The organism is Arsenicicoccus cauae, assembly GCF_009707125.1.
Lineage (GTDB): Bacteria > Actinomycetota > Actinomycetes > Actinomycetales > Dermatophilaceae > Arsenicicoccus > Arsenicicoccus cauae.
In genome coordinates this window covers 16,094-35,968 of sequence record NZ_WLVL01000057.1, presented here as the reverse complement: position 1 = coordinate 35,968, position 19,875 = coordinate 16,094, and the positions used below count along the sequence as shown (strand labels likewise).

Below are 19,875 nucleotides of genomic sequence, written 5' to 3'. Positions count from 1 at the left end.
GCTGCGGCAGCATGGTCGCCATGTCCAAGACCATGGCCGGCAACTACTTCGAGGACTTCGCGCTGGGGCAGGAGATCGTCCACGCGACCCCCCGGACCATCACCGAGGGTGACGTCTCCTTGTACACCGCGTTGTACGGCGCGCGGTTCGCGCTGACGTCCGCGCAGACCTTCGCCCGGGGACTCGGGATGGAGCGGATGCCGGTCGACGGACTGCTCGCCTTCCACGTGGTCTTCGGCAAGTCGGTGCCGGACGTCTCGCTCAACGCCGTGGCCAACCTCGGGTATGCCGGGGGCCGGTTCGGGGCTCCGGTCCACGTCGGCGACACCCTGACCGCCACGTCCACGGTGATCGGGCTGAAGCCCAACTCCAGCGGGGCCACCGGCAACGTCTACGTGCGGACGATCGGGCGCAACCAGCACGACGTCGCGGTCGTGGACTACGTGCGCTGGGTGATGGTCAACCGACGCTCTCGCGTCGCGGCCGACGAGCTCGGCGAGGCGACCATCCCCGAGCTGCCGGGCGCGGTGCCGGCCGAGGACCTGGTCGTGCCGTGGCGCGTCGTCGGGGGCTACGACACGGCGCTCGCGGGCAGCCCCTACCTCTGGGACGACTACGAGGTCGGCGAGCGGATCGACCACGCCGACGGCATGACCATCGAGGAGTCGGACCACATGCTGGCCACCCGGCTCTACCAGAACACCGCCAAGGTCCACTTCGACCAGCACGCACAGGCGACCACCAGGACCGGTCGTCGTCTGATCTACGGGGGCCACGTCATCTCCCTCGCACGGGCGCTGTCCTTCAACGGCCTGGGCAACGCCCTGTCCGTGGCGGCCGTGAACGGTGGCAACCACGCCAACCCGACCTTCGCCGGGGACACGATCTATGCGTGGTCGGAGGTGCTGGAGCGGCTCGAGCTGCCCGGCCGGCACGACGTCGGTGCCTTGCGGATCCGCACCGTCGCGGCCAAGGACCACCCCTGCGCGGACTTCCCGCTACGCGGCGAGGACGGCAGATATCTGCCGCACGTCGTGCTCGACCTGGACTACACCGTCCTGATGCCCCGCCGCTGACCCGTCCGGACGCGCGCAGGCCCTAGATTGGCGGGATGCGCATCGACCTGCACACGCACTCGCTGGCGAGCGACGGCACGCAACCGCCCGGGGACGTGCTGCGGGCGGGACGCGACGCCGGGCTGGACGTCGTCGCGCTCACCGACCACGACACGACGAGCGGCTGGGACGAGGCGGCGAGCGTCGTCGAGGAGACCGGCGTGGCGCTCGTGCGCGGGATGGAGATGTCGTGCGCCCACCGGGGCATCGGCATCCACCTGCTGGCCTACCTGCACGACCCCGCCGACGCGGGGCTGCGCGCCGAGATCGAGCACGCCCGGCAGTCGCGCGAGAGCCGCGCGCGGCGCATCGTCGAGCGGCTGCAGGAGCCCTTCCCCGACCTGACCTACGACACCGTCCTGGCGCAGGCGCGGGAGGGCGCCACGATCGGGCGGCCGCACATCGCGGACGCCCTGGTGTCGCTCGGTGCCCTGCCCGACCGCAACGCGGTCTTCCGCGACTACCTGCACGACGGGTCGCCCTACTACGTCTCCCACTACGCACCCGACCCCGTCGAGGCGGTGCGGCTCGTGATCGCGGCCGGGGGCGTGCCGGTGATGGCGCACCCGTTCGCCGCCAAGCGTGGGCGCGTGGTCGACGACGCCGTGATCGAGGCGATGGCCGAGGCGGGTCTCGCCGGCCTGGAGATCGACCACCGCGATCACGACCCGCGCCAACGCGCCCACGGAGCCGCGATGGCCAGGTCCCTGCGGCTGCTCCAGACCGGGTCCAGCGACTACCACGGCGACGGCAAGCTCAACCGCATCGGCGAGCACACGACGGCGCCCGGGGTGCTGGAGCAGATCGAGGACCGGGCGAGCGGCGTGCCCGTGCTGCGTCCCTGACCCCCGCCGTCCACAGCGCGTCGCGTCCCGAGCCCGCTCGTCCACAGGGCGGCGCGGTGCGTGGCTCGCTCCGGGCGACGTGCCTAGGGTCGCAGGCATGACGCAGCAGTCCACGGACCAGCCGGCCGGCCAGGGCACCTTCGCCGGCATGCCGCAGCGCCTGTACTCAGCCAGCCCGTCCCGCCTGCTCGCCTACCTCGACTGCCCGCGGCGCTACCGACTGCAGTACCTCGACCGCCCCAAGCCCCAGGCCGCCCCGCAGCGCGCCCACACCAGCCTCGGCATCGCCGTGCACAACGCCCTGCGCGACTGGTGGGACGTCCCCGTCGCCGAGTGGTCGGTGGACCGGGCGCACGCCCTGGTCGCGGAGAGCTGGGTCGACGTGGGCTTCCGGGACTCCGCCATGTCCCGCCGCTGGCTGCGGACGGCTCAGCAGGAGGTCACGGACTACCTGCGAGGGATCGCGCCCGGCAACCGTCCGACCGGGATCGAGCGCACCGTCTCGGTCCGCACGCGGACCGTGGCCCTGACCGGGAGGATCGACCGGCTCGACGATCGGCCGACTTCGGACGGGGGCAGGGCGCTCGTGGTCGTCGACTACAAGACCTCACGACGGCCCTCCACGGTGGAGGAGCTGCGGACCTCCCTGCCCATGGCGATGTATGCCGTGGCGGTCGCCCGCATGTTCCAGCGGCCCTGCGTGGACGTCGAGCTGCACCACGTGCCCACGGGCACCGTGGCGCGGCACCGGCACACGCCCGAGTCCCTGGACCGCAAGGTCGCCGAGGTGGAGTCCATCGCGCTCGACCTGCGTCGCGCGGACGCCGACTTCCAGGGGCGCGGCCCCGAGTCCGACCAGTTCCCTCCGCGCGTGTCGGCGTTGTGCGGGTGGTGCGACTACCGCGCGCACTGCGCAGAGGGCAGCCAGGTGCCCGAACGCTCACCGTGGGCGGCCCTGGAGCCGGACGACCCGGCGTGACCGACTCGAGTGGGGTCGTGCGGGCCGCCGAGGGGTCACGACGTCATCCGGCACGTCGTGCGACAGGACATGCGCGACCCCTCGGTGGCTCCCGTCCCCGGCGCATTCGGTCGCCGGGGGCAGACCTGGGTCAGCTGCGGGTGTAGGTCTTGATCAGCCGGTCCCAGACGCGGGTGCGCGTGGGCTCCGGGTCGGGCTCGCCCACCGGTCGCACGACGATCTCGAGGTCGTCATGGCCGTTGTCGGTGATGCCCTTGACGACGGCCTCGTTGACCAGGCGCGTGGCCAGGTCGGCGCGACGCACGACCGGGTCGGTCCGCAGGTCCTTGACCAGGGCCACGCACAGCGCCGCCATCACGATCCCGAAGGGGAGAGCCGACACGATCGTCATGCTCTGCAGCCCGTTGAGGGCTTCCTTCATGTCACCGGCGATGCTGCCCGCGAGCAGCATGACCGCCGCCACGGCCCCGGTGGCCGCGCCCCAGAAGACCACGGTCTTGCGCGTCGGCTCGATGGTGCCGTACTCCGAGAGGGTACCCATCACGATGGATGCGGCGTCGGCGCCCGAGACGAAGAAGATGGCGACCAGGATCATCACGAGCACCGTCGTGACGCCCGCGAAGGGATAGTGGTTGAGCAGCTGGAAGAGCGAGGCGTTGGTGTCGACGGTCAGCACGCCGTCCACCGAGCTGGCCATGTCCTGGTGGGTGCGCTGGGCGTCGATGGCGGCGCCGCCGAAGATCGCGAACCACACGAGGGAGACGAGGCTCGGGACGAGCAGCACGCCGGTCACGAACTGCCGGATGGTACGGCCGCGTGAGATGCGGGCGATGAACATCCCGACGAACGGCGTCCACGAGATCCACCACGCCCAGTAGAAGACCGTCCAGCTGGACAGCCACGCCTTCATCGGCTCGAGGCCGCTGGCGTCGGACCGAGCCGCCATGCGGGCCAGCTGGTCGGCGTAGGACCCCAGGGCGTTGGGCGGGAGGTCGAGGATGAACAGGGTGGGGCCGACGAGGAAGACGAAGACGGCGAGCAGCAGCGCGAGGACCATGTTGACGTTTGAGAGCATCTCCACGCCACGGGCGATGCCGCTGACCGCGGAGGCGATGAAGCAGACGGTCAGGACGGCGATGATCCCGACCAGCAGCGGAGCGGTGACGCCGGCGGCCCAGCCGTTGAGCTCCAGACCGGCGCCGATCTGCAGCGCCCCGAGGCCCAGCGACGCGGCGGAGCCGAAGAGCGTGGCAAAGATCGCCAGGATGTCGATCACGCGGCCGATCGGGCCCGTGGCACGGTGACGGCCGAGCAGCGGGGCAAAGACCGACGAGATGAGCTGGCTGCGCCCCTTGCGGAAGGTCGAGTAGGCGATGGCGACGCCGACGACGGCGTAGATGGCCCAGGGGTGCAGGGACCAGTGGAACAGCGTGGTCGCCATGGCGATCTGCACCGCCTCCGGCTGCTGACCGGTCACGCCCGAGCGCGGCGGCGGCGCGATGTAGTGGCTGAGGGGCTCGGCGGTGCCGTAGAACATCAGACCGATGCCCATGCCCGCGCTGAACATCATGGCGATCCAGGAGCGGGTGGAGAACTCCGGCTCCTCGCGGTCGGAGCCGAGCGGGATCTCGCCGTACTTGCTGGCCGCCAGCCACAGGACGAACACGACGAACATCGAGGCCATGAGCACGAAGCTCCAGCCGGCGTTGGTCATCACCCAGTCCAGGGCCGAGGAGGAGGCGGTCGAGAGCGATGACGTTCCGACGAAGCCCCACACGACGAACCCGAGCGCGATGGCGGCGGTGGTACCGAAGGTGATCCGGTCGACCCCGGGCCGACGCGGCTGGGACTCCGGCAGGGGATTGGTGAGGCCGGTCAGGAGCTCGTGGTCGTGACCGGGAGCAGGTGCGCCGTCCGACGCGGGCGCCTGGGGCGCCGGACTCCCCGTGCTGTCGGGCTTCGCGCTGGTTCCGTCGGTCGGGTTAGTCGTCACCGTGCGTGGTGGTTGATCGGACATGGGTGGTTCCTCCTCAGGAGGCCAGCAGACCCCCCGAGGATCCCGGCCCGTCGTTGGTCGTCCCCAGGAAGCAACCACTGTGTCGGGTCTGACCGCCGCCTGGCAAATCGGACAACACGGTCACGGGCCCCTCGACGATGTCGTCGAGGGGCCCGTGACCTGCGCAGTCAGCAGACCTAGGGTGCCGTGCGGCGCCTGCGTCAGGAGTCCTGACCGCCCTGCGTGGGAGCCTGGCCGTCGATCGGGCGCCCACCGCGGGTGCGGCGGCGGCTGCGGTTGCGACGCGGGCGGGCCGGGCCACCGTCACCGCCATCCGGGGACCGGCGATCACGTTCGGTGGTGCCGTGGGAGCCATCCCGGTCGCCGCGGCCACCGTCGCGTCCCCCGCTGCCGCCGTCACGGGCTCGGCGGCCACCCCCGCCACCCTGACGCCCCTTGCCGGCACGCTGGCCGGTCTCGCCGAGGTCCTCGAGACGCTCGGCGTCCAGGCCCTCCCGCGTGCGGGCGGCCCGGGGGAGCCGCCCCTTGGTGCCCTCCGGGATGTCGAGGTCGGTGTACAGGTGCGGGGAGGAGGAGTAGGTCTCCACGGCCTCGGGGATCCCGAGGTCGAGGGCCTTGTTGATCAGGCCCCAGCGGGGCGCGTCGTCCCAGTCGACGAAGGTCACGGCGATGCCGGTGTGGCCTGCGCGGCCGGTGCGGCCGATCCGGTGGACGTAGGTCTTCTCGTCCTCGGGGCACTGGTAGTTGACGACGTGCGTGACGTTCTCGACGTCGATGCCGCGGGCGGCGACGTCGGTGGCTACGAGGATGTCGATCTTGCCGTTGCGGAACGCGCGCAGCGCCTGCTCCCGCGCACCCTGGCCGAGGTCGCCGTGGATCGCACCGGCCGCGAAGCCGCGGTCGGTGAGCTCGTCGGCCACCTTGGCCGCCGTGCGCTTGGTGCGGCTGAAGATGATGGTCAGGCCGCGGTCCCTGGCCTGCATCATGCGGGCGAGCATCTCGACCTTGTCGAGGGCGTGGGCGCGGTAGACGAACTGCTCGATGGCCTTGACGGTGTGCTTGTTCTCGGTCTCGTCGCCCATCGCGCGGATGTGCGTGGGCTGGCTCATGTAGCGGCGGGCCAGCGCGACGACGGCACCGGGCATCGTGGCGGAGAAGAGCATCATCTGCCGGCTGGGGGCGGTGAGCGCCAGGATCCGCTCGACGTCGGGCAGGAAGCCCAGGTCGAGCATCTCGTCGGCCTCGTCCAGGACGACGATCGAGGCATGCGAGAGGTCAAGGTGCCCCTGCTTGGCGAGGTCGAGCAGGCGTCCGGGAGTGCCCACCACGATCTCGACGCCGCGCTGCAGCTGCTCGACCTGGGGCTCGAAGGCGCGCCCGCCGTAGATGGTCGCGATGCGCACGCCGCGCCGACGCCCTGCTCGCTCGAGGTCGCCGGCGACCTGCACGGCGAGCTCACGGGTGGGCGCGACAGCCAGGGCCTGCGGCTTGCCGGCGTGACGCAGGTCGGCGAAACCCTCGTCGGACGGGGAGACGACCCGGTCGAGCATCGGGATGCCGAACCCCAGGGTCTTGCCCGTGCCGGTCTTGGCCTGGCCGATGATGTCGTGGCCGCCCAGGGCGACCGGAAGGGTCATGGCTTGGATGGGGAAGGGGTGCTCGATGCCGAGCGCGGCCAGCGAGGCCACGATGTCCGGGTGGACGTCGAAGTCGGCGAAGGTCAGCTCGGGGGCGACCTGCGCGGCCTCGGCGCGAGTCTGCTCGTCGACGGAGGTGTCGAGGTCGGGATCAGTCATGCTGGTGTCCTGTCGGGCAGGGTGAGCCGCCGGGGCTACAGCCGCGGGGCGGCCGGCGACCTGCGACGAGGCTCACGTGGTGAGCGGAGCCGATCGGAGGTCTTCGGGCAGCCTGAGCGCTGCGGAGGGGACCACGTGGTCCTCCTGGATTCGTGCCGACCGGGCACCTTGGTCCGCCCCAGTCTACCGGCGGGCCGACTACTCTGGGTGCACATGACCCCCACAGCGTCCACCGCACCCCACAACGGCGTGGTCGAGCTCCTGGCAGCCCTGGCGTACGGCGAGCTCACGGGCTTCGCCCGGCTGGCCGGGGACAGCGAGCTGGCCCCGACGACGGCCGCCCGGGCCGGGCTGGGACGGCTGGCAGCTCGCGAGTTCCGGCACTACGAGGCCCTTGAGCAGCGGCTCCGCGAGCTGGGCGCCGACCCGCAGGAGGCCATGGCCCCGTTCGTGGACGCCATCGACGCCTTCCACCGTCGCACCGCTCCCGGGTCCTGGGCAGAGCGACTGGTCAACGCCTATGTGGGCGACGGGCTGGCGATGGACCTCTACCGCGAGGCGAGCGACTTCGTGGGCGAGGCGGAGCGGCCGCTCATGCACCGGGTGCTCCAGTCGGAGGGCAAGGCGGAGTTCGTGCAGCAGGAGCTCCGCAAGGTCCTGGACGCCGATCCGGCCGCGGCCGGCCGCTTGTCCCTGTGGGGGCGTCGGCTCATGGGCGAGGCGATGTCCCAGGCCCAGCAGCTTGCCGCGGTGCACCCGGAGCTGGTCGCCCTGCTCGTCCCGGGCGACGACCTCGTCGAACTGTCGCGGATGTTCACCCGGCTCGCCGAGGCCCACACCGAGCGCATGTCCCGGCTCGGCCTGACCGCTTGACCACGCACGTATGCCGCCCTCCGGCATACGGTGTGGGCGCAGGTCAGACGCGGCCCTTGCGACCGGTCATGCTGAGGTAGATCGAGATGAGGATGGCCGCCACGACGACGCCGGCCAGGACGGCGATCCAGGCGATGCCGCCGGACGAGTTGCGGTAGCCGAACTGGGAGACCAGCCAGGAGCCGATGGCCGAGCCGAGGATGCCCAGGACGATCGTCATCAGGACCGAGATGTTCTGGTTGCCCGGCATGACCAGACGGGCGAGGCCGCCGATGATGGCGCCGATGATGATGGCGGTGATGATGGTGCCCAACATGTGACTCTCCTTGGTAGTTGCGTGACGCGAGGGGTGCCTCGCCTCGTGAGCTACCCCGCGGTCTCGGGGGGCTGTTGACACGGTGTCATGTCGGGATCGCCGTCGCGCGATTCTTCGATCACTCCACCATCACGAAACGATGACAACCGCAAGAGACCTGGGGCGGGGCGTGTGCCGAACCCCCGATGTGCTGCGGCGCAGACCCCCGGTCAGAGGGAACCGAAGCCCACCCGGGACTTGGTGGACTCGCCGATCTCGACGTAGCCGAGCCGGTCCCCGGGGACGACGACCGTGCGTCCGTGATCGTCCTGAAGCGTCAGCAGCGAACCCTCGCGGACCGCCGAGGCCACGGCCTCGGACACCTGCTCGGGGGACTGGGCGGACTCGAAGGTGATCTCGCGGGCGACGTGCTGGACGCCGATCTTGACCTCCACGGGGGGTCCTTTCGTCGTGGTCGGGCCGGCGGGTTCGCCGGGGGCTCTCGTCGGTGAGCAACCGCCAGGAGGGCTGTGGTGTTCCCGGTCAGGCCGGGGCGGCCTCGCTGGCCCTATCCGCCTTGGGGAAGCCACCGATGCCGCGCCAGGACAGCGTGTCCACCAGCCGGCTGGCCTCGGTCCGGGCGACACCGGTCTCGGCGCTGCTGGTGACCCAGTGGCGCGCGGAGTTCTGGGCGGCGCCCGCCAGCGCCATCCCCAGGATGAGGGCGTGCTCGCGAGGCAGGGCGGCGTCGTCGCTGATCACGTCGGCGATGGCCTCGGCACACTCCGTCTCCACGCGGTCCAGGCGCTCGCGCACCGCCGGCTCGCCCGTCAGGTCGGACTGGAAGACGAGGCGGAAGGGGGCGCCGTCGCGGTCGAAGAACTCGAAGTAGGCCGCGATCGTCGCGGTGACGCGGGCCCGGTTGTTGTCCGTCGACCCCAGCGCCTCGCGGACGAGGTCGACGATGGCGGTGCAGTGCTGGTCCAACAACGCCAGGTACAGGTCCTTCTTGCTGGGGAAGTGCTGGTAGAGAACAGGCTTGGAGACCCCCGCGCGCTCGGCGATCGCGTCCATCGCGGCGGAGTGGTAGCCCGCCTCGACGAAGATGTCCTGGGCGGCCTCCAGCAGCTGCGCCCGGCGCTCCGACCGTGGCAGGCGCCCCGGACGGGCGGCGTCGGCGGAGACGTGGTCAGGTGCGGCGGTCATCGGGGTCCTTTCAGCCGAGGCCCGAGGCACCTGGCCGCGGGTCCGGCCATGTTACTCGGACGGCCTCGCGCCTGCCGCCTCGCACCCCGGGCACGGTATCGTCGCGGCATGGCACGACCACCGCTCGTCGACGTAGGGCCCGAGCTGTCCACCTCGCAGGTGGAACGCTACTCCCGGCACCTGCTCCTGCCCGGGGTGGGTCGGGAGGGTCAGCGTCGCCTCGCCAACGCCCGCGTCCTGGTGGTGGGCGCCGGGGGGCTGGGGTCGCCCGCGCTGCTCTACCTCGCCGCCGCTGGCGTGGGGACGCTAGGCGTGGTCGACGCCGACGTGGTGGAGGAGTCCAACCTCCAGCGCCAGATCATCCACCGCCAGTCCGACATCGGCCGTCCCAAGGTCAGGTCGGCCGCCGAGACCGTCCGTGAGGTCAACCCGTACGTGCGCGTCGTCGAGCACGAGCTGCGGCTGGACTCGAGCAACGCCCTCGAGCTCCTCCGGGGTTACGACCTCGTCGTGGACGGCGCCGACAACTTCGCCACCCGCTACCTCGTCGACGACGCGTGCGCGCTGGTCGGCATACCCCACGTCTGGGGCTCCATCTTCCGGTTCCAGGGCCAGGTGAGCGTCTGGTGGGCGGGGGAGGGGCCCTGCTACCGCTGCGTCTTCCCGACGCCGCCGCCGCCCGGATCCGTGCCGTCGTGCGCCGAGGGTGGCGTGCTCGGGGTCCTGTGCGCGGCCGTCGCGTCGGTCCAGGCGACCGAGGCCGTCAAGCTGATCGTGGGGATGGGGGAGCCGGTCCTCGGCCGGCTGCTGCTGCACGACGCCCTGTCCCAGCGCTGGGACGAGCTGCACGTCGAGCGCAACCCGGAGTGCCCCCTCTGCGGCGACCACCCGACCATCACCGAGCTCATCGACTACGAGCAGTTCTGCGGACTGCCCACCCAGCAGGAGGACGACGTGCACGCCATGCTCCCGACCGTGACCGCCCCCGAGCTCGCCCAGATGCTGCGCGACCGTCCCGAGAGCTTCCGCCTGGTGGACGTGCGGGGCGAGGACGAGCGGTCCATCGTCTCCATCCCCGGAGCCGAGCCCGTCCCGCTCGAGGAGTTCGTCTCCGGGAGGGCCGCGTCGCGCTTCGAGGAGGGCGAGGAGGTCGTCATCCACTGCAAGGTCGGGGGCCGGTCGGCGACTGCCCTGCAGGCGCTGATCGCCGGGGGCCACACCAACGCCCGGCACCTCGAGGGAGGCGTGCTCGCCTGGGTGCGTGAGGTGGACCCTTCCCTCCCGACCTACTGACGTCGTGGTGGAGGGGGCCGGCGCCGGCACGATCGGGGACTTCGCCGAGGACGTCCTCGAGGTCGTCGAGCAGATCCCACCCGCGCGCGCCCTCGCCTACGGCGACGTCGCGCGGCTCCTCGGCCGTGGTGGCCCACGCCATGTCGGGTCGGTGATGAGCCGGTATGCCGGGAGCTCCCCCTGGTGGCGCGTCGTCCGCGCCGACGGGTCGCTGCCCGAGCAGCTCACGGCGAGGGCCCGGGAGCACTGGCGGGCGGAGTCGATGCCGCTCGTCGGGGGGCTCACGACCGGGACGCGCATCGACCTCGCCCGTGCGCGGTGGGGTGCCGACGGCGCGTGGGTCCCCGGTGACGGGAGCTCGTGCCCGCCCCCGGCGGCGACGACGGGGTGACCCTCCGCTCCACCAGGCGCCGCCGGGCTGTCGCGCAGGGGTGTGTCGGTGGTCTCTGGTGTGATCTGTGCATGGTCCAGCTCCGGCGCACGCCGACTCCCGCCCTCGTCGGGTCACCCGTCCTCGACGAGCAGCAACGAGCCGTGCTCGCGTCCACCTCCCCGCTGGTGCAGGTGGTCGGAGGTCCGGGCTCGGGCAAGTCCACCCTGGCGGTCGAGCTGGTCGTCGATCGCGTCCGTCGGGGGCTGGTCGAGGCGGACCGAGCCCTGCTGCTCACCTCCTCCCGCGTGGCCGCAGCAGGGCTGAGGGACCGGATCACCGGGCGCTTGGGCGGCACCACCACGACCCCGCTCGCGCGCACGCACCAGTCGCTGGGCTTCGGTCTGCTGCGCTCCGAGGCCGCGCTGGTGGGGGACCCGGCGCCGCGCCTGCTGTCCGGCGCCGAGCAGGACGCCATCCTCAAGGAGCTGCTCGACGGCCACGCCCTCGGTCTCGGGCGCGGCCCCGAGTGGCCGGATTCCGTGCGAGAGGCCCTGGGCACCAGGGGCTTTCGCGCCGAGCTGCGCGACCTGCTGATGCGGGCCGTGGAGCGCGGCCTCGTCCCCGACGACCTGGTCGCGCTGGGCGAGCGGCACGGCCGGCCCGAGTGGCGGGCCGCCGCGGCGGTCCTCGAGGAGTACGACCAGGTCACGGCCTTCTCGCGCCCCGGGGCCTATGACCCGGCCTGGGTGCTGTCGGCGGCCGCCGACCGGCTGGAGGAGTCGCCGGAGGCGCTGGACCGCGTGCGGGGCCGCATCGGGCTGGTCGTCGTCGACGACGCCCAGGAGCTGACCTGGTCCGCGGCGCGGCTGCTGTCGGTCGTGCGGGCGCCGTCGACGCCCCTCGTCCTCGTGGGAGACCCGGACACGGCCGTCCAGTCCTTCCGTGGGGCGGACCCCCGGGTCTTCGCCTCGGACTGGGAGCGATGGTTCGGAGGCGACGACCTGCTCAGCCTGGGTGAGACCCACGTCCTCGGGCCCTCGCATCGACAGGGTGGTGCCCTCGCTGCCGTCACCGCGCGGGTTGCGCGTCAGGTGGGCTCCGTGGGGGTCACGACGCACCGTCACGACCCGGCCGGGACCGGCTCGACGCCGCCCGGCGAGGGTGCCGTCGAGACGGTCCTGCTCCGCAGCGCCGCCCAGGAGGCCGCGCACGTGGCCGGTCTGCTGCGGCGGGCCCACCTCGTCGACGGGGTGCCGTGGGCCCAGATGGCCGTGGTGTGCCGCGGTCGGTCCAGGCTGGCCGCCCTCAGGCGGGCGCTGGCAGCAGCCGGTGTGCCGGTCCCCACCGCGATGACCGACCTGCCGGTGCGGGAGGAGCCGGCGGCCCGGGCCCTGCTCGGCCTGCTCGAGGTGGCGATCCGCGTCGCGCGGGGCCAGGAGCGCCCACTCGAGCCCGACGTCGCCGTCGAACTGCTGCTGTCGCCGCTCGGAGGGAGCGACCCGGTCGCCGTGCGCCGACTGCGCCGCGCCCTCCGGCGGCGCGAGCAGGCCGCGGGCGGTCACCGATCCCCGGACCAGCTCCTCGTGGTCGCCCTGCTGGACCAGGCAGACCTCGACGACGAGACACTCTCGTCCGTGGACACCCAGCCGATCCGGCGCCTCGGGCGTGCGATCGCAGCGGCCGCCGACGCGGCCCGACCCGCCGACGGCGCACGGTGGGCGCCGCAGGTCACCGCCGAGGACCTGCTCTGGGCGCTGTGGTCCGCCCTCGGTGTCGCCGACACCTGGCGTGCGGCGGCCCTGTCCGGTGGCCCGATGTCCGTGCGCTTCGACCGGCACCTCGACGCCGTGGTGGCGCTGTTCGGAGCGGCCGGTGCGTTCGCCGAACGCCTCCCCGGAGCAGGGCCCCAGGCCTTCCTCGAGCAGGTCCAGGGCCAGGAGGTCGCGGCCGACTCGCTCGTCCCCCAGGCGCCCCTGACCGACGTCGTCCAGGTCCTGACCCCTCAGGGCGCGGCCGGCGGGGAGTGGGACCTCGTGGTCGTCGCCGGGGTTCAGGAGGGGGTCTGGCCGGACCTGCGCCTGCGCGGGTCGCTGCTGGGCTCCGAGCACCTCGTCGACCTGCTGGCCGGACGAGGCCACGGCCCCCGCGAGGCGCTGGCCGCGGTCCGTTCCGACGAGGCACGCCTGCTGCTGACCGCCGTGAGCAGGGCCCGTCGACGGCTCGTGGTCACCGCCGTGTCCTCCGAGGACGAGCAGCCGTCCTCCTACCTCGACGTCGTCGACCCTCCGTCGGGCGATGCCCGTGTCGTCCACGAGGTCCCGCGACCGATGACCCTCAGCGGCGTGGTGGCCGAGCTGCGGCGTCGTGCGCTGTCCGACGACCCGTCGACGCGGCAGCAGGCGGCCGCTCGGTTGGCGACGCTGGCAGAGGCCGGGGTCCCGGGCGCCGATCCCGACGGCTGGTGGGCACTGCGGCAGGAGACGGACGCCCGGCCCCTCTACCCCGACGACCTGCCGGTCCCGGTGTCGCCGTCCCGCATCGAGAGCTTCGGTCGCTGCCGATTGATGTGGATCCTTCGCACCCACGGTGGCGAGGGGGCCGACCGGGGGGCTGCCGACCTGGGCACCCTCGTGCACGAGGTCGCCGCGGACCCTGCCCTGGATCTGACCGACGCCTCGACCCTGCGGCGCGAGCTGGACCGCCGATGGCCGGAGCTCGGTCTCGCCGACAGCTGGCGGAGCCGGCACGACCACGACCGGGCGGGTCGCATGGTCGACAAGCTCGCGGACTATGCCCGCACCATCCGGGACGAGGGGTGGGAGCTCGTCGCCGTCGAGCAGGAGGCCCGGGTCGAGATCGGCCGTGCCCTGCTCACCGGCCGGGTGGACCGCCTGGAGCGTGCCCCGGACGGTCGGCTGCGGGTGGTCGACATCAAGACCGGCCGCAGCGCCCCTACCCAGGCCGAGCTGGCCGAGCACGCGCAGCTGGCGGCCTACCAGGCCGCTGTCGAGGCCGGCGCCTTCCCCGCGGGCACCGGGTCGGCAGGCGCGGCGCTCCTGCAGCTGGGCGGGGACCGGCGTGCCCCCCGGGTCCAGCCGCAGGCGCCGGTCGTCGACGCCGCCGACCCGGGGTGGGCTCGTGACCTCGTGGAGTCGACGGCCGAGGGCATGGCGGGCGCCAGCTTCCCTGCCACACCGGGCGACCACTGCTCCTACTGCCCCGTCCGTCGGTCTTGCCCGGCGCAGCCCGAGGGGAGGACCCTGTGACGCGGATCGGCGCTCTCGACATCGCCCAGGCCCTGGGGCAGGCGCCCCCCACGCCGGAGCAGCAGGCCGTCATCGAGGCTCCCGCAGAGTCCCTGCTGGTCGTGGCAGGGGCCGGCTCGGGCAAGACCGAGACGATGTCTGCCCGCGTCGTGTGGATGGTGGCCAACGGCCTGGTCCAGCCCCAGGAGGTGCTCGGGCTCACGTTCACGCGCAAGGCCGCCGGCGAGCTGGCGGAGCGCATCGGACGTCGACTCCGCCAGCTCGAGTCCGTCGGCCTGTGGCGTGAGGTCACGGGCGACGACGGGCTCGACCTCACGCCTGCGGTGTCCACCTACCACGCCTACGCCGGCCGGCTCGTGTCCGAGCACGGGCTGCGGCTCGGCTACGAGCCCGGGGCGCGCCTGCTGTCCGAGGCGTCCTGCTGGCAGCTCGCGCAGGAGGTCGTCGAGGCCTACCCCGGTCCCTTGGACGCCGTGAGCATCGCGGCCGGTCGCACCGTGCCGGCCGTGTCCACGGTCGTCGACGCGGTCCTGTCCCTGTCCGGGGAGCTCGCCGAGCACCTGTGCACCCCCGACGCGCTCGCCGACCACCTCGGCCGGCTGCTGTCGGACTGGGACCGCCTGCCCGACGGCGAGGGACGCAAGGCCTCGCTCAAGCCGGTGCTGGACGCGCTCGGGGTCCTGCGGCAGCGGCAGGCCCTCGTTCCGCTGATCCTTGACTACCAGCGCGCCAAGCGGGCCAGCGAGAGCCTGGACTTCGCCGACCAGATGTCCCTGGCTGCCCGCATCGCCGGCGCCTTCCCCGACGTCGGACGAGCGGAGCGCCGGCGCTACCGCGCCGTCCTGCTCGACGAGTTCCAGGACACCAGCGAGGCGCAGCTGGTCCTCCTCCGGCGGCTCTACGCCGAGGCGGACGACGCCGTCCCGGTCATGGCCGTCGGCGACCCGCACCAGTCGATCTACGGCTGGCGCGGAGCGAGCTCCACCACCCTCACGTCCTTCCCCGGGCACTTCCCGGGGCCGGACGGGCCTGCCCGCACCTTGCCGCTGTCCACCTCCTGGCGCAACGACGCTGCCATCCTCGCCGTCGCCAACGTGGTCGCCGCACCTCTCAGCGCCGCGTGCCCGGTGGACGTCGCGGTCCTTACGCCACGTCCCGCGGCCGGGCGGGGGCAGGTCGAGGCAGCCCGGCTCGACACCCTGGAGGCCGAGGCGGCGCACATCGCCTCCTGGCTTGGTGAGCGTCTGGGGCCCTGGACCGGACCCGGGTCCGCGATCGCGGCGGCCTCCCCGCCAGAGCCCCGCCCGACGGCGGCCGTGCTGTGCCGCAAGCGGAGCCAGTTCACCCTCCTCGCCGAGACCCTCGCCGCCGCCGGACTGCCGGTCGAGGTCGTGGGACTTGGAGGACTCCTGAGCATGCCCGAGGTCGTCGATCTCGTGTCCTTCCTGCACGTGGTGGACGACCCGTCCCGAGGCGACCACCTCATGCGCCTCCTCACGGGACCGCTCGTCCGTCTCGGCCCCGCCGACCTGGCGGGCCTGCACGCGTGGGCCCGCTCGCTCGGGCCTGGCGGCGAGTCGGGCCAGCCCGACCAGGTCGGCCTCGTCGAGGCCGTGGACCGCCTCCCGCCACCGGGCTGGCAGGACCCCCACGGGCGCGGGCTGGGGGACACCGGGCGAGCACGGCTGGTCGACCTGGGTCGCCGGGTGCGCCGGGTGCGCGAGCTGCTCGGCGCCACGGTGCCCGAGGTGGTCGGGGAGGCCGAGCGCGTGCTCGGGCTGGACCTCGAGCTGATGGCCCAGCCGGGCCGCCCGGTCGCGGACGCCCGGGTGCACCTCGAGGCCTTCGCCGACGTCGTGACCGCCTACGCGGCCTCCTCCGAACGCCCGAACCTCGGGGGCCTGCTGTCGTGGCTGGAGGTCGCCGAGGACCGTGAGAGGGGACTCGCCGCCGGTCAGGTCCCTCCCGTGCCGGGGGCGGTCCAGCTGCTGACGGTTCATGCCTCCAAGGGGCTCGAGTGGGACCTGGTCGTCGTCCCCGGGTTGGAGGAAGGCACCTTTCCCGCCCACGACGCCCGTGTGGCCGGGCGCGAGGACGGTGGGTGGCGCGTGCCACCGCCCAAGGACAAGGCATGGTTGAGCGGCCTCGACAGTCTCCCCTTCGGCCTGCGCGGCGACCGGGGCGGGCTGCCGCACCTCGACTGGGCGACCTGCCCGGACCGGCAGGAGCTGGCGGCGCGGATCGAGAGCTTCGCGCTGGCGTGCGGGGAGCATGCCGTGGTCGAAGAACGTCGACTGGCCTACGTCGCCGTCACCCGGGCACGTCACGAGCTGCTGCTGACCGCTCCCGTCTGGGCCACCCAGCGGACCCCACGCATCACGTCCCGCCTGCTCGACGAGATGCGTGAGGCGGGTGTCGCCCACGTCAGCACCTGGGCGGAGATGCCGGACTCACGGGATGAGGACCTCGGCAACCCGCGGCTCGCGGAGCAGCTCAGCCTGCCGTGGCCGGCGCGGGGCGCCCCGGATCCTGCCCTCGCCCGGGCTGCGGAGGCGGTCCGGGCCGCGCGTGGCCACGCCTCGTCAGCCTCGTCCGCCGAGTCCGGCATGACCACGACGCCTGCCGCGCAGCCGCCGGCTCGCCCGGGGGTCGACGAGCCGTTCGACGAGTGGAGCGACCTGGACCGGGAGGTCGCCGTCCTCCTCGCCGAGCGCGAGGCGTCGCAGCAACGCTCAGAGGTGCTGGTCGCGCTGCCGCCGCACCTGTCCACGTCCTCGCTCGTCGCGCTCGCCGACGATCGCGACGAGTTCGCCGGCGGGCTGCGCAGACCCATGCCAGCAGCACCCGCCACGGCAGCCAGACGTGGCACCGCCTTCCACACCTGGGTCGAGCAGCACTACGCCCAGGCGGCCATCATCGACCTGTCCGAGCTGCCGGGCAGCGCGGACGAGACAGCCTGCGACGCGGAGGATCTCGACACGATGAAGGCGCATTTCCTCGAGAGCGAGTGGTCAGCGCTCTCGCCGGTCGACATCGAGCTGCCCGTCGAGTCCACCGTCGCGGGCATCAGCCTGCGTGGTCGCATCGACGCCGTGTTCCCCCGTCAGGACGGTGGTTTCACCGTGGTCGACTGGAAGACAGGCGCCCCGCCGACCGGTCGGCGGGCCGAGGTGCGCCGACTCCAGCTGGCCGTCTACCGGCTGGCCTATGCCCGGCTCCGGCAGGTCGACCCGGCCTTGGTCGACGGCGCGTTCTACTACGCGGCTACCGGCGAGACCGTGCGACCGGACCTCCCGGACGAGGTGGCCCTGGAGACGATCGTGGCGGGGCTCACCGGAGGGTGAGGGTCCATCGCGTCGGTGGCTCCCGTCAGCTCCGGACCTGGCCCGTCAGCCGGACCGGTCGCCGGGACGCAGATGGGTGGTCGTGTGCCGAGCGGTGTCCACGACGTACTCGTCCTCCTGGACCTGCTCGACGCCCCTCGGGGAGAGCTGCGCCCCGTGGCCGGGGGAGCCGGCCTCCTGGGCGGCGTCCTGCTCGGACGGGCGGGTCGCTGCGGCCGCGGCGCTCGGCGTTGCCTCGTCGTGCTCTGCTGGGGTGCCCCGCCGTGCTGCACGGTCCCGACCTGACACGGCGTCCTGCTCCGCCCCGGAGTCCGCCACCGGGATGACCCGCGCGGACTCGACGGGTGCCTGGGCGAGACCGGCGCGCGGGGTCTGGGCGGGGCCCGAGTCCTGCAGCACCACAGGCTGGGTGGGACTGCTCCGAGGGGCCGACGCCAGTGGCCCCCGCAGCTCGGGATCCGCGTCGCCGACGGGCCCCGGCAGGGTCACCGAAGGGGTGTGGGCGACCAGGTCGTCGCCGGCCACCTCGTCGTCCAGCCTCTGCAGGGCGGCCAGCGCCTCCGCGCGGCCCCGGTCGTCCTGCCCGGCCTCAGCGTGGACGAGCTCACGCACCAGCCGCAGCTCGCCCGCCAGCCTGGCCCGCATCTCCAGCGCGCGGTCCGGCCGCTCGTGCCGGGTTCCGGCATACGCCTCCAGCACCGTGTCGAACGCCTCGGGGGTCGCCTGCGACCACAGCACGGCGAAGTCGTCGGCGGGGTCCGCGACGCGGGCCTCGTCCCAGCCGGTGATCGCGACGATCCGTCCGCTCGCCGCGTCGTCGTCGTCGAAGTCGGCGAGGAGCAGCTCACCGGACAGGCGGCCGTGGATGGTGGCGGGGGCGAATCGCCAGTGGGCGACGTTCTCCAGAGCGCGTTCCCACCGGCCGAGCAGTCGCGCGGGCACGTGCCCCGTCCCTGCCGCGCGGTCGAGCTCGGCCAGGTGTCGCAAACGATAGGTCTCGGCGTCGTACACGGGGACCCCCGCCTCGTCGTACAGGCGCGGGTCGAGGTTGTGGATCTCGCCGAGCGCCCGCCCGAGGGCCGCCGCCAGGCCTGGACCGGAGGGTAGCCCCGAGAAGTCGAGGTTGCGCCCCCTCACCTGCGGATAGACCATGGCGCGGCCCGAGTGGGGGAGGGTGACGCTGCCGGCCTCCTGGGGGATCTCGAACGGTAGGCGCTTGTCGAGGTGGGGCAGCAGCGCCGCGGCGGACTCCATCTGCGCGGCGTCGGCGGCGGAGCGGGGGACCCGGACCGTCCAGCTGCGACGCTGCGAGTCCCGGACATGGGCGACGTCGCAGCGGTCGTCCTCCCCGTGCACCGGCTCGACCGACACCGGGTCCAGGCCCTTGACGGCGGCGCTGGCCAGGGCTGCGAGGTGCAGGGGGGAACGAGGGGCGGCTGTCACGCGACCCACGGTAGGCGAGCCCCGGCGTCTAGGCTATGAGGCGTGACCGGAGCGCCGCGAATCCTGCCTGAACTTGCCCTGTCCCCGTCTGCGCTGGACCGTTCCAGCTGGCTCCGTGGCGACGTCACCTGGGTGCCGCGGCTCCTCGACGACGAGAGCACCCAGGTCGTCCTCGCTCGGGGAGACCTGCTCGAGGCGCGCACCGACGGATCCGCGCTGGTGCGCCATACCCCGGCCGAGGTCACCGTCACGACGGACGACATCGTGGTCTACCTGGGGGCGGACGAGCGGGGTCGTCAGCACCTGGGCCTGGTGCGAGGTCCTCTGGAGGACGAGCACCGTCGGCAGGCGCCCGGGGACGGCCACGTCGTCGGCGGCTCGACCCGGTGGGCCGGGCTGCGCGACCTGGGCCTCACGCTCGACCCGCTCGACGTCGCCCTGGCCGCCACCCTGATCGGTATGTCGCACTGGCACCGCGCGCACGGCTATTGCTCCCGGTGCGGGCTGCCCACGTCCGTCGTCAGCTCGGGATGGGTGCGGCGGTGCTCTGGCGCCCACGAGTCCTATCCCGTCACGTCGCCCGCGGTGATCATGGCGGTCGTCGACAGCCGCGACCGCTTGCTGCTGGCCCGCAACGCGTCCTGGCCGCAGGGACGGCTCTCCGTGCTCGCAGGGTTCGTCGAGCCGGGGGAGTCCCTCGAGGGGGCGGTGGTCCGTGAGGTGCGCGAGGAGGTCGGGCTGGAGGTGGAGGCCGTCGAGTACTCCGGCAACCAGCCGTGGCCCTTCCCCGCGTCGTTGATGCTGGCCTTCACGGCTCGCGCGCGCGCCGGCGAGCTGTGCTTCGCCGACGACGAGATCGCCGAGGCCAGGTGGTACTCCCGCGAGGAGCTGCGGGGCGACATCCGCGCCGGGGCCGTGCTGGCCGGCGGGATGCCGATCTCGGTGGCCTACCACCTCATCGAGCGGTGGCTGGGCGAGCCCATCGCCGCCTTGCAGCAGGGTCCCTCCGTCTCGCGGTGAGCGCCCGAGG

Annotated in this window: 15 protein-coding genes; 9 read left to right on the top strand and 6 right to left on the bottom strand. The window is 73.1% G+C overall.

From position 1 onward, the window contains the following. Positions 1-20: 20 nt before the first annotated feature. The 3 genes from GGG17_RS15620 to GGG17_RS15610 all read left to right on the top strand — a co-directional run bounded on the left by GGG17_RS15620 (position 21) and on the right by GGG17_RS15610 (position 2,939). Positions 21-1,076 (top strand): MaoC family dehydratase, encoded by a 1,056-nt coding sequence (locus GGG17_RS15620; protein WP_154594621.1) that lies wholly within the window; start codon positions 21-23, stop codon positions 1,074-1,076. Positions 1,077-1,111: 35 nt separating this feature from the next. Continuing rightward, complete coding sequence (locus GGG17_RS15615; protein WP_154594620.1) at positions 1,112-1,960, top strand: PHP domain-containing protein; 849 nt, start codon at positions 1,112-1,114, stop codon at positions 1,958-1,960. Positions 1,961-2,057: 97 nt separating this feature from the next. After that, positions 2,058-2,939, top strand: a complete 882-nt coding sequence (locus tag GGG17_RS15610; RefSeq protein ID WP_230083086.1) for a RecB family exonuclease — start codon at positions 2,058-2,060, stop codon at positions 2,937-2,939. A 130-nt stretch (positions 2,940-3,069) separates the two neighbouring features. Here GGG17_RS15610 and GGG17_RS15605 read toward each other — a convergent pair whose 3' ends face one another. Next, entirely contained in the window at positions 3,070-4,956 is a 1,887-nt protein-coding gene (locus GGG17_RS15605) for a BCCT family transporter (RefSeq protein WP_154594619.1), read from the bottom strand. Positions 4,957-5,156: 200 nt separating this feature from the next. Next, the gene (locus GGG17_RS15600; RefSeq protein ID WP_154594618.1) at positions 5,157-6,752 is read right to left on the bottom strand and encodes a DEAD/DEAH box helicase; all 1,596 of its coding nucleotides are present in this window, start codon (positions 6,750-6,752) and stop codon (positions 5,157-5,159) included. Between the two features lie 213 nt (positions 6,753-6,965). Between GGG17_RS15600 and GGG17_RS15595 the strand changes: the two genes are divergently transcribed. After that, positions 6,966-7,625 carry a ferritin-like fold-containing protein gene (locus GGG17_RS15595; RefSeq protein ID WP_154594617.1) on the top strand — a complete coding sequence of 220 codons (660 nt, stop codon included), beginning with the start codon at positions 6,966-6,968 and terminating at the stop codon, positions 7,623-7,625. Positions 7,626-7,668: 43 nt separating this feature from the next. Here GGG17_RS15595 and GGG17_RS15590 read toward each other — a convergent pair whose 3' ends face one another. From GGG17_RS15590 to GGG17_RS15580, 3 genes are all read right to left on the bottom strand, one after another. After that, complete coding sequence (locus tag GGG17_RS15590) at positions 7,669-7,941, bottom strand: GlsB/YeaQ/YmgE family stress response membrane protein (protein WP_154594616.1); 273 nt, start codon at positions 7,939-7,941, stop codon at positions 7,669-7,671. A gap of 209 nt (positions 7,942-8,150) precedes the next feature. Then, entirely contained in the window at positions 8,151-8,375 is a 225-nt protein-coding gene (locus GGG17_RS15585; protein WP_288798023.1) for a DUF3107 domain-containing protein, read from the bottom strand. Between the two features lie 88 nt (positions 8,376-8,463). Further along, positions 8,464-9,126 carry a TetR/AcrR family transcriptional regulator gene (locus GGG17_RS15580; RefSeq protein ID WP_154594615.1) on the bottom strand — a complete coding sequence of 221 codons (663 nt, stop codon included), beginning with the start codon at positions 9,124-9,126 and terminating at the stop codon, positions 8,464-8,466. Positions 9,127-9,234: 108 nt separating this feature from the next. Here GGG17_RS15580 and moeB point away from each other — a divergent pair, with 108 nt between their 5' ends. From moeB to GGG17_RS15560, 4 genes are all read left to right on the top strand, one after another. Further along, entirely contained in the window at positions 9,235-10,419 is a 1,185-nt protein-coding gene (moeB, locus tag GGG17_RS15575; RefSeq protein ID WP_154594614.1) for a molybdopterin-synthase adenylyltransferase MoeB, read from the top strand. Positions 10,420-10,423: 4 nt separating this feature from the next. Further along, on the top strand, positions 10,424-10,810 hold the full coding sequence (locus tag GGG17_RS15570; protein WP_288798022.1) for an MGMT family protein: 387 nt from the start codon (positions 10,424-10,426) through the stop codon (positions 10,808-10,810). Positions 10,811-10,881: 71 nt separating this feature from the next. After that, complete coding sequence (locus GGG17_RS15565) at positions 10,882-14,058, top strand: ATP-dependent helicase (RefSeq protein WP_154594613.1); 3,177 nt, start codon at positions 10,882-10,884, stop codon at positions 14,056-14,058. Next, a complete protein-coding gene (locus tag GGG17_RS15560; RefSeq protein ID WP_289033826.1) occupies positions 14,055-17,402 on the top strand; it encodes an ATP-dependent helicase in 3,348 nt (1,115 codons plus the stop codon). Before GGG17_RS15565 ends, GGG17_RS15560 begins: the two co-directional genes overlap by 4 nt. 45 nt (positions 17,403-17,447) lie before the next feature. Here the strand turns inward: GGG17_RS15560 and GGG17_RS15555 are convergent, their stop codons facing one another. Continuing rightward, the gene (locus tag GGG17_RS15555; RefSeq protein WP_288798018.1) at positions 17,448-18,845 is read right to left on the bottom strand and encodes a phosphotransferase; all 1,398 of its coding nucleotides are present in this window, start codon (positions 18,843-18,845) and stop codon (positions 17,448-17,450) included. Positions 18,846-18,887: 42 nt separating this feature from the next. Here GGG17_RS15555 and nudC point away from each other — a divergent pair, with 42 nt between their 5' ends. Beyond that, on the top strand, positions 18,888-19,865 hold the full coding sequence (gene nudC, locus GGG17_RS16745; RefSeq protein ID WP_154594611.1) for an NAD(+) diphosphatase: 978 nt from the start codon (positions 18,888-18,890) through the stop codon (positions 19,863-19,865). The last annotated feature ends 10 nt before the right edge of the window (positions 19,866-19,875 follow it).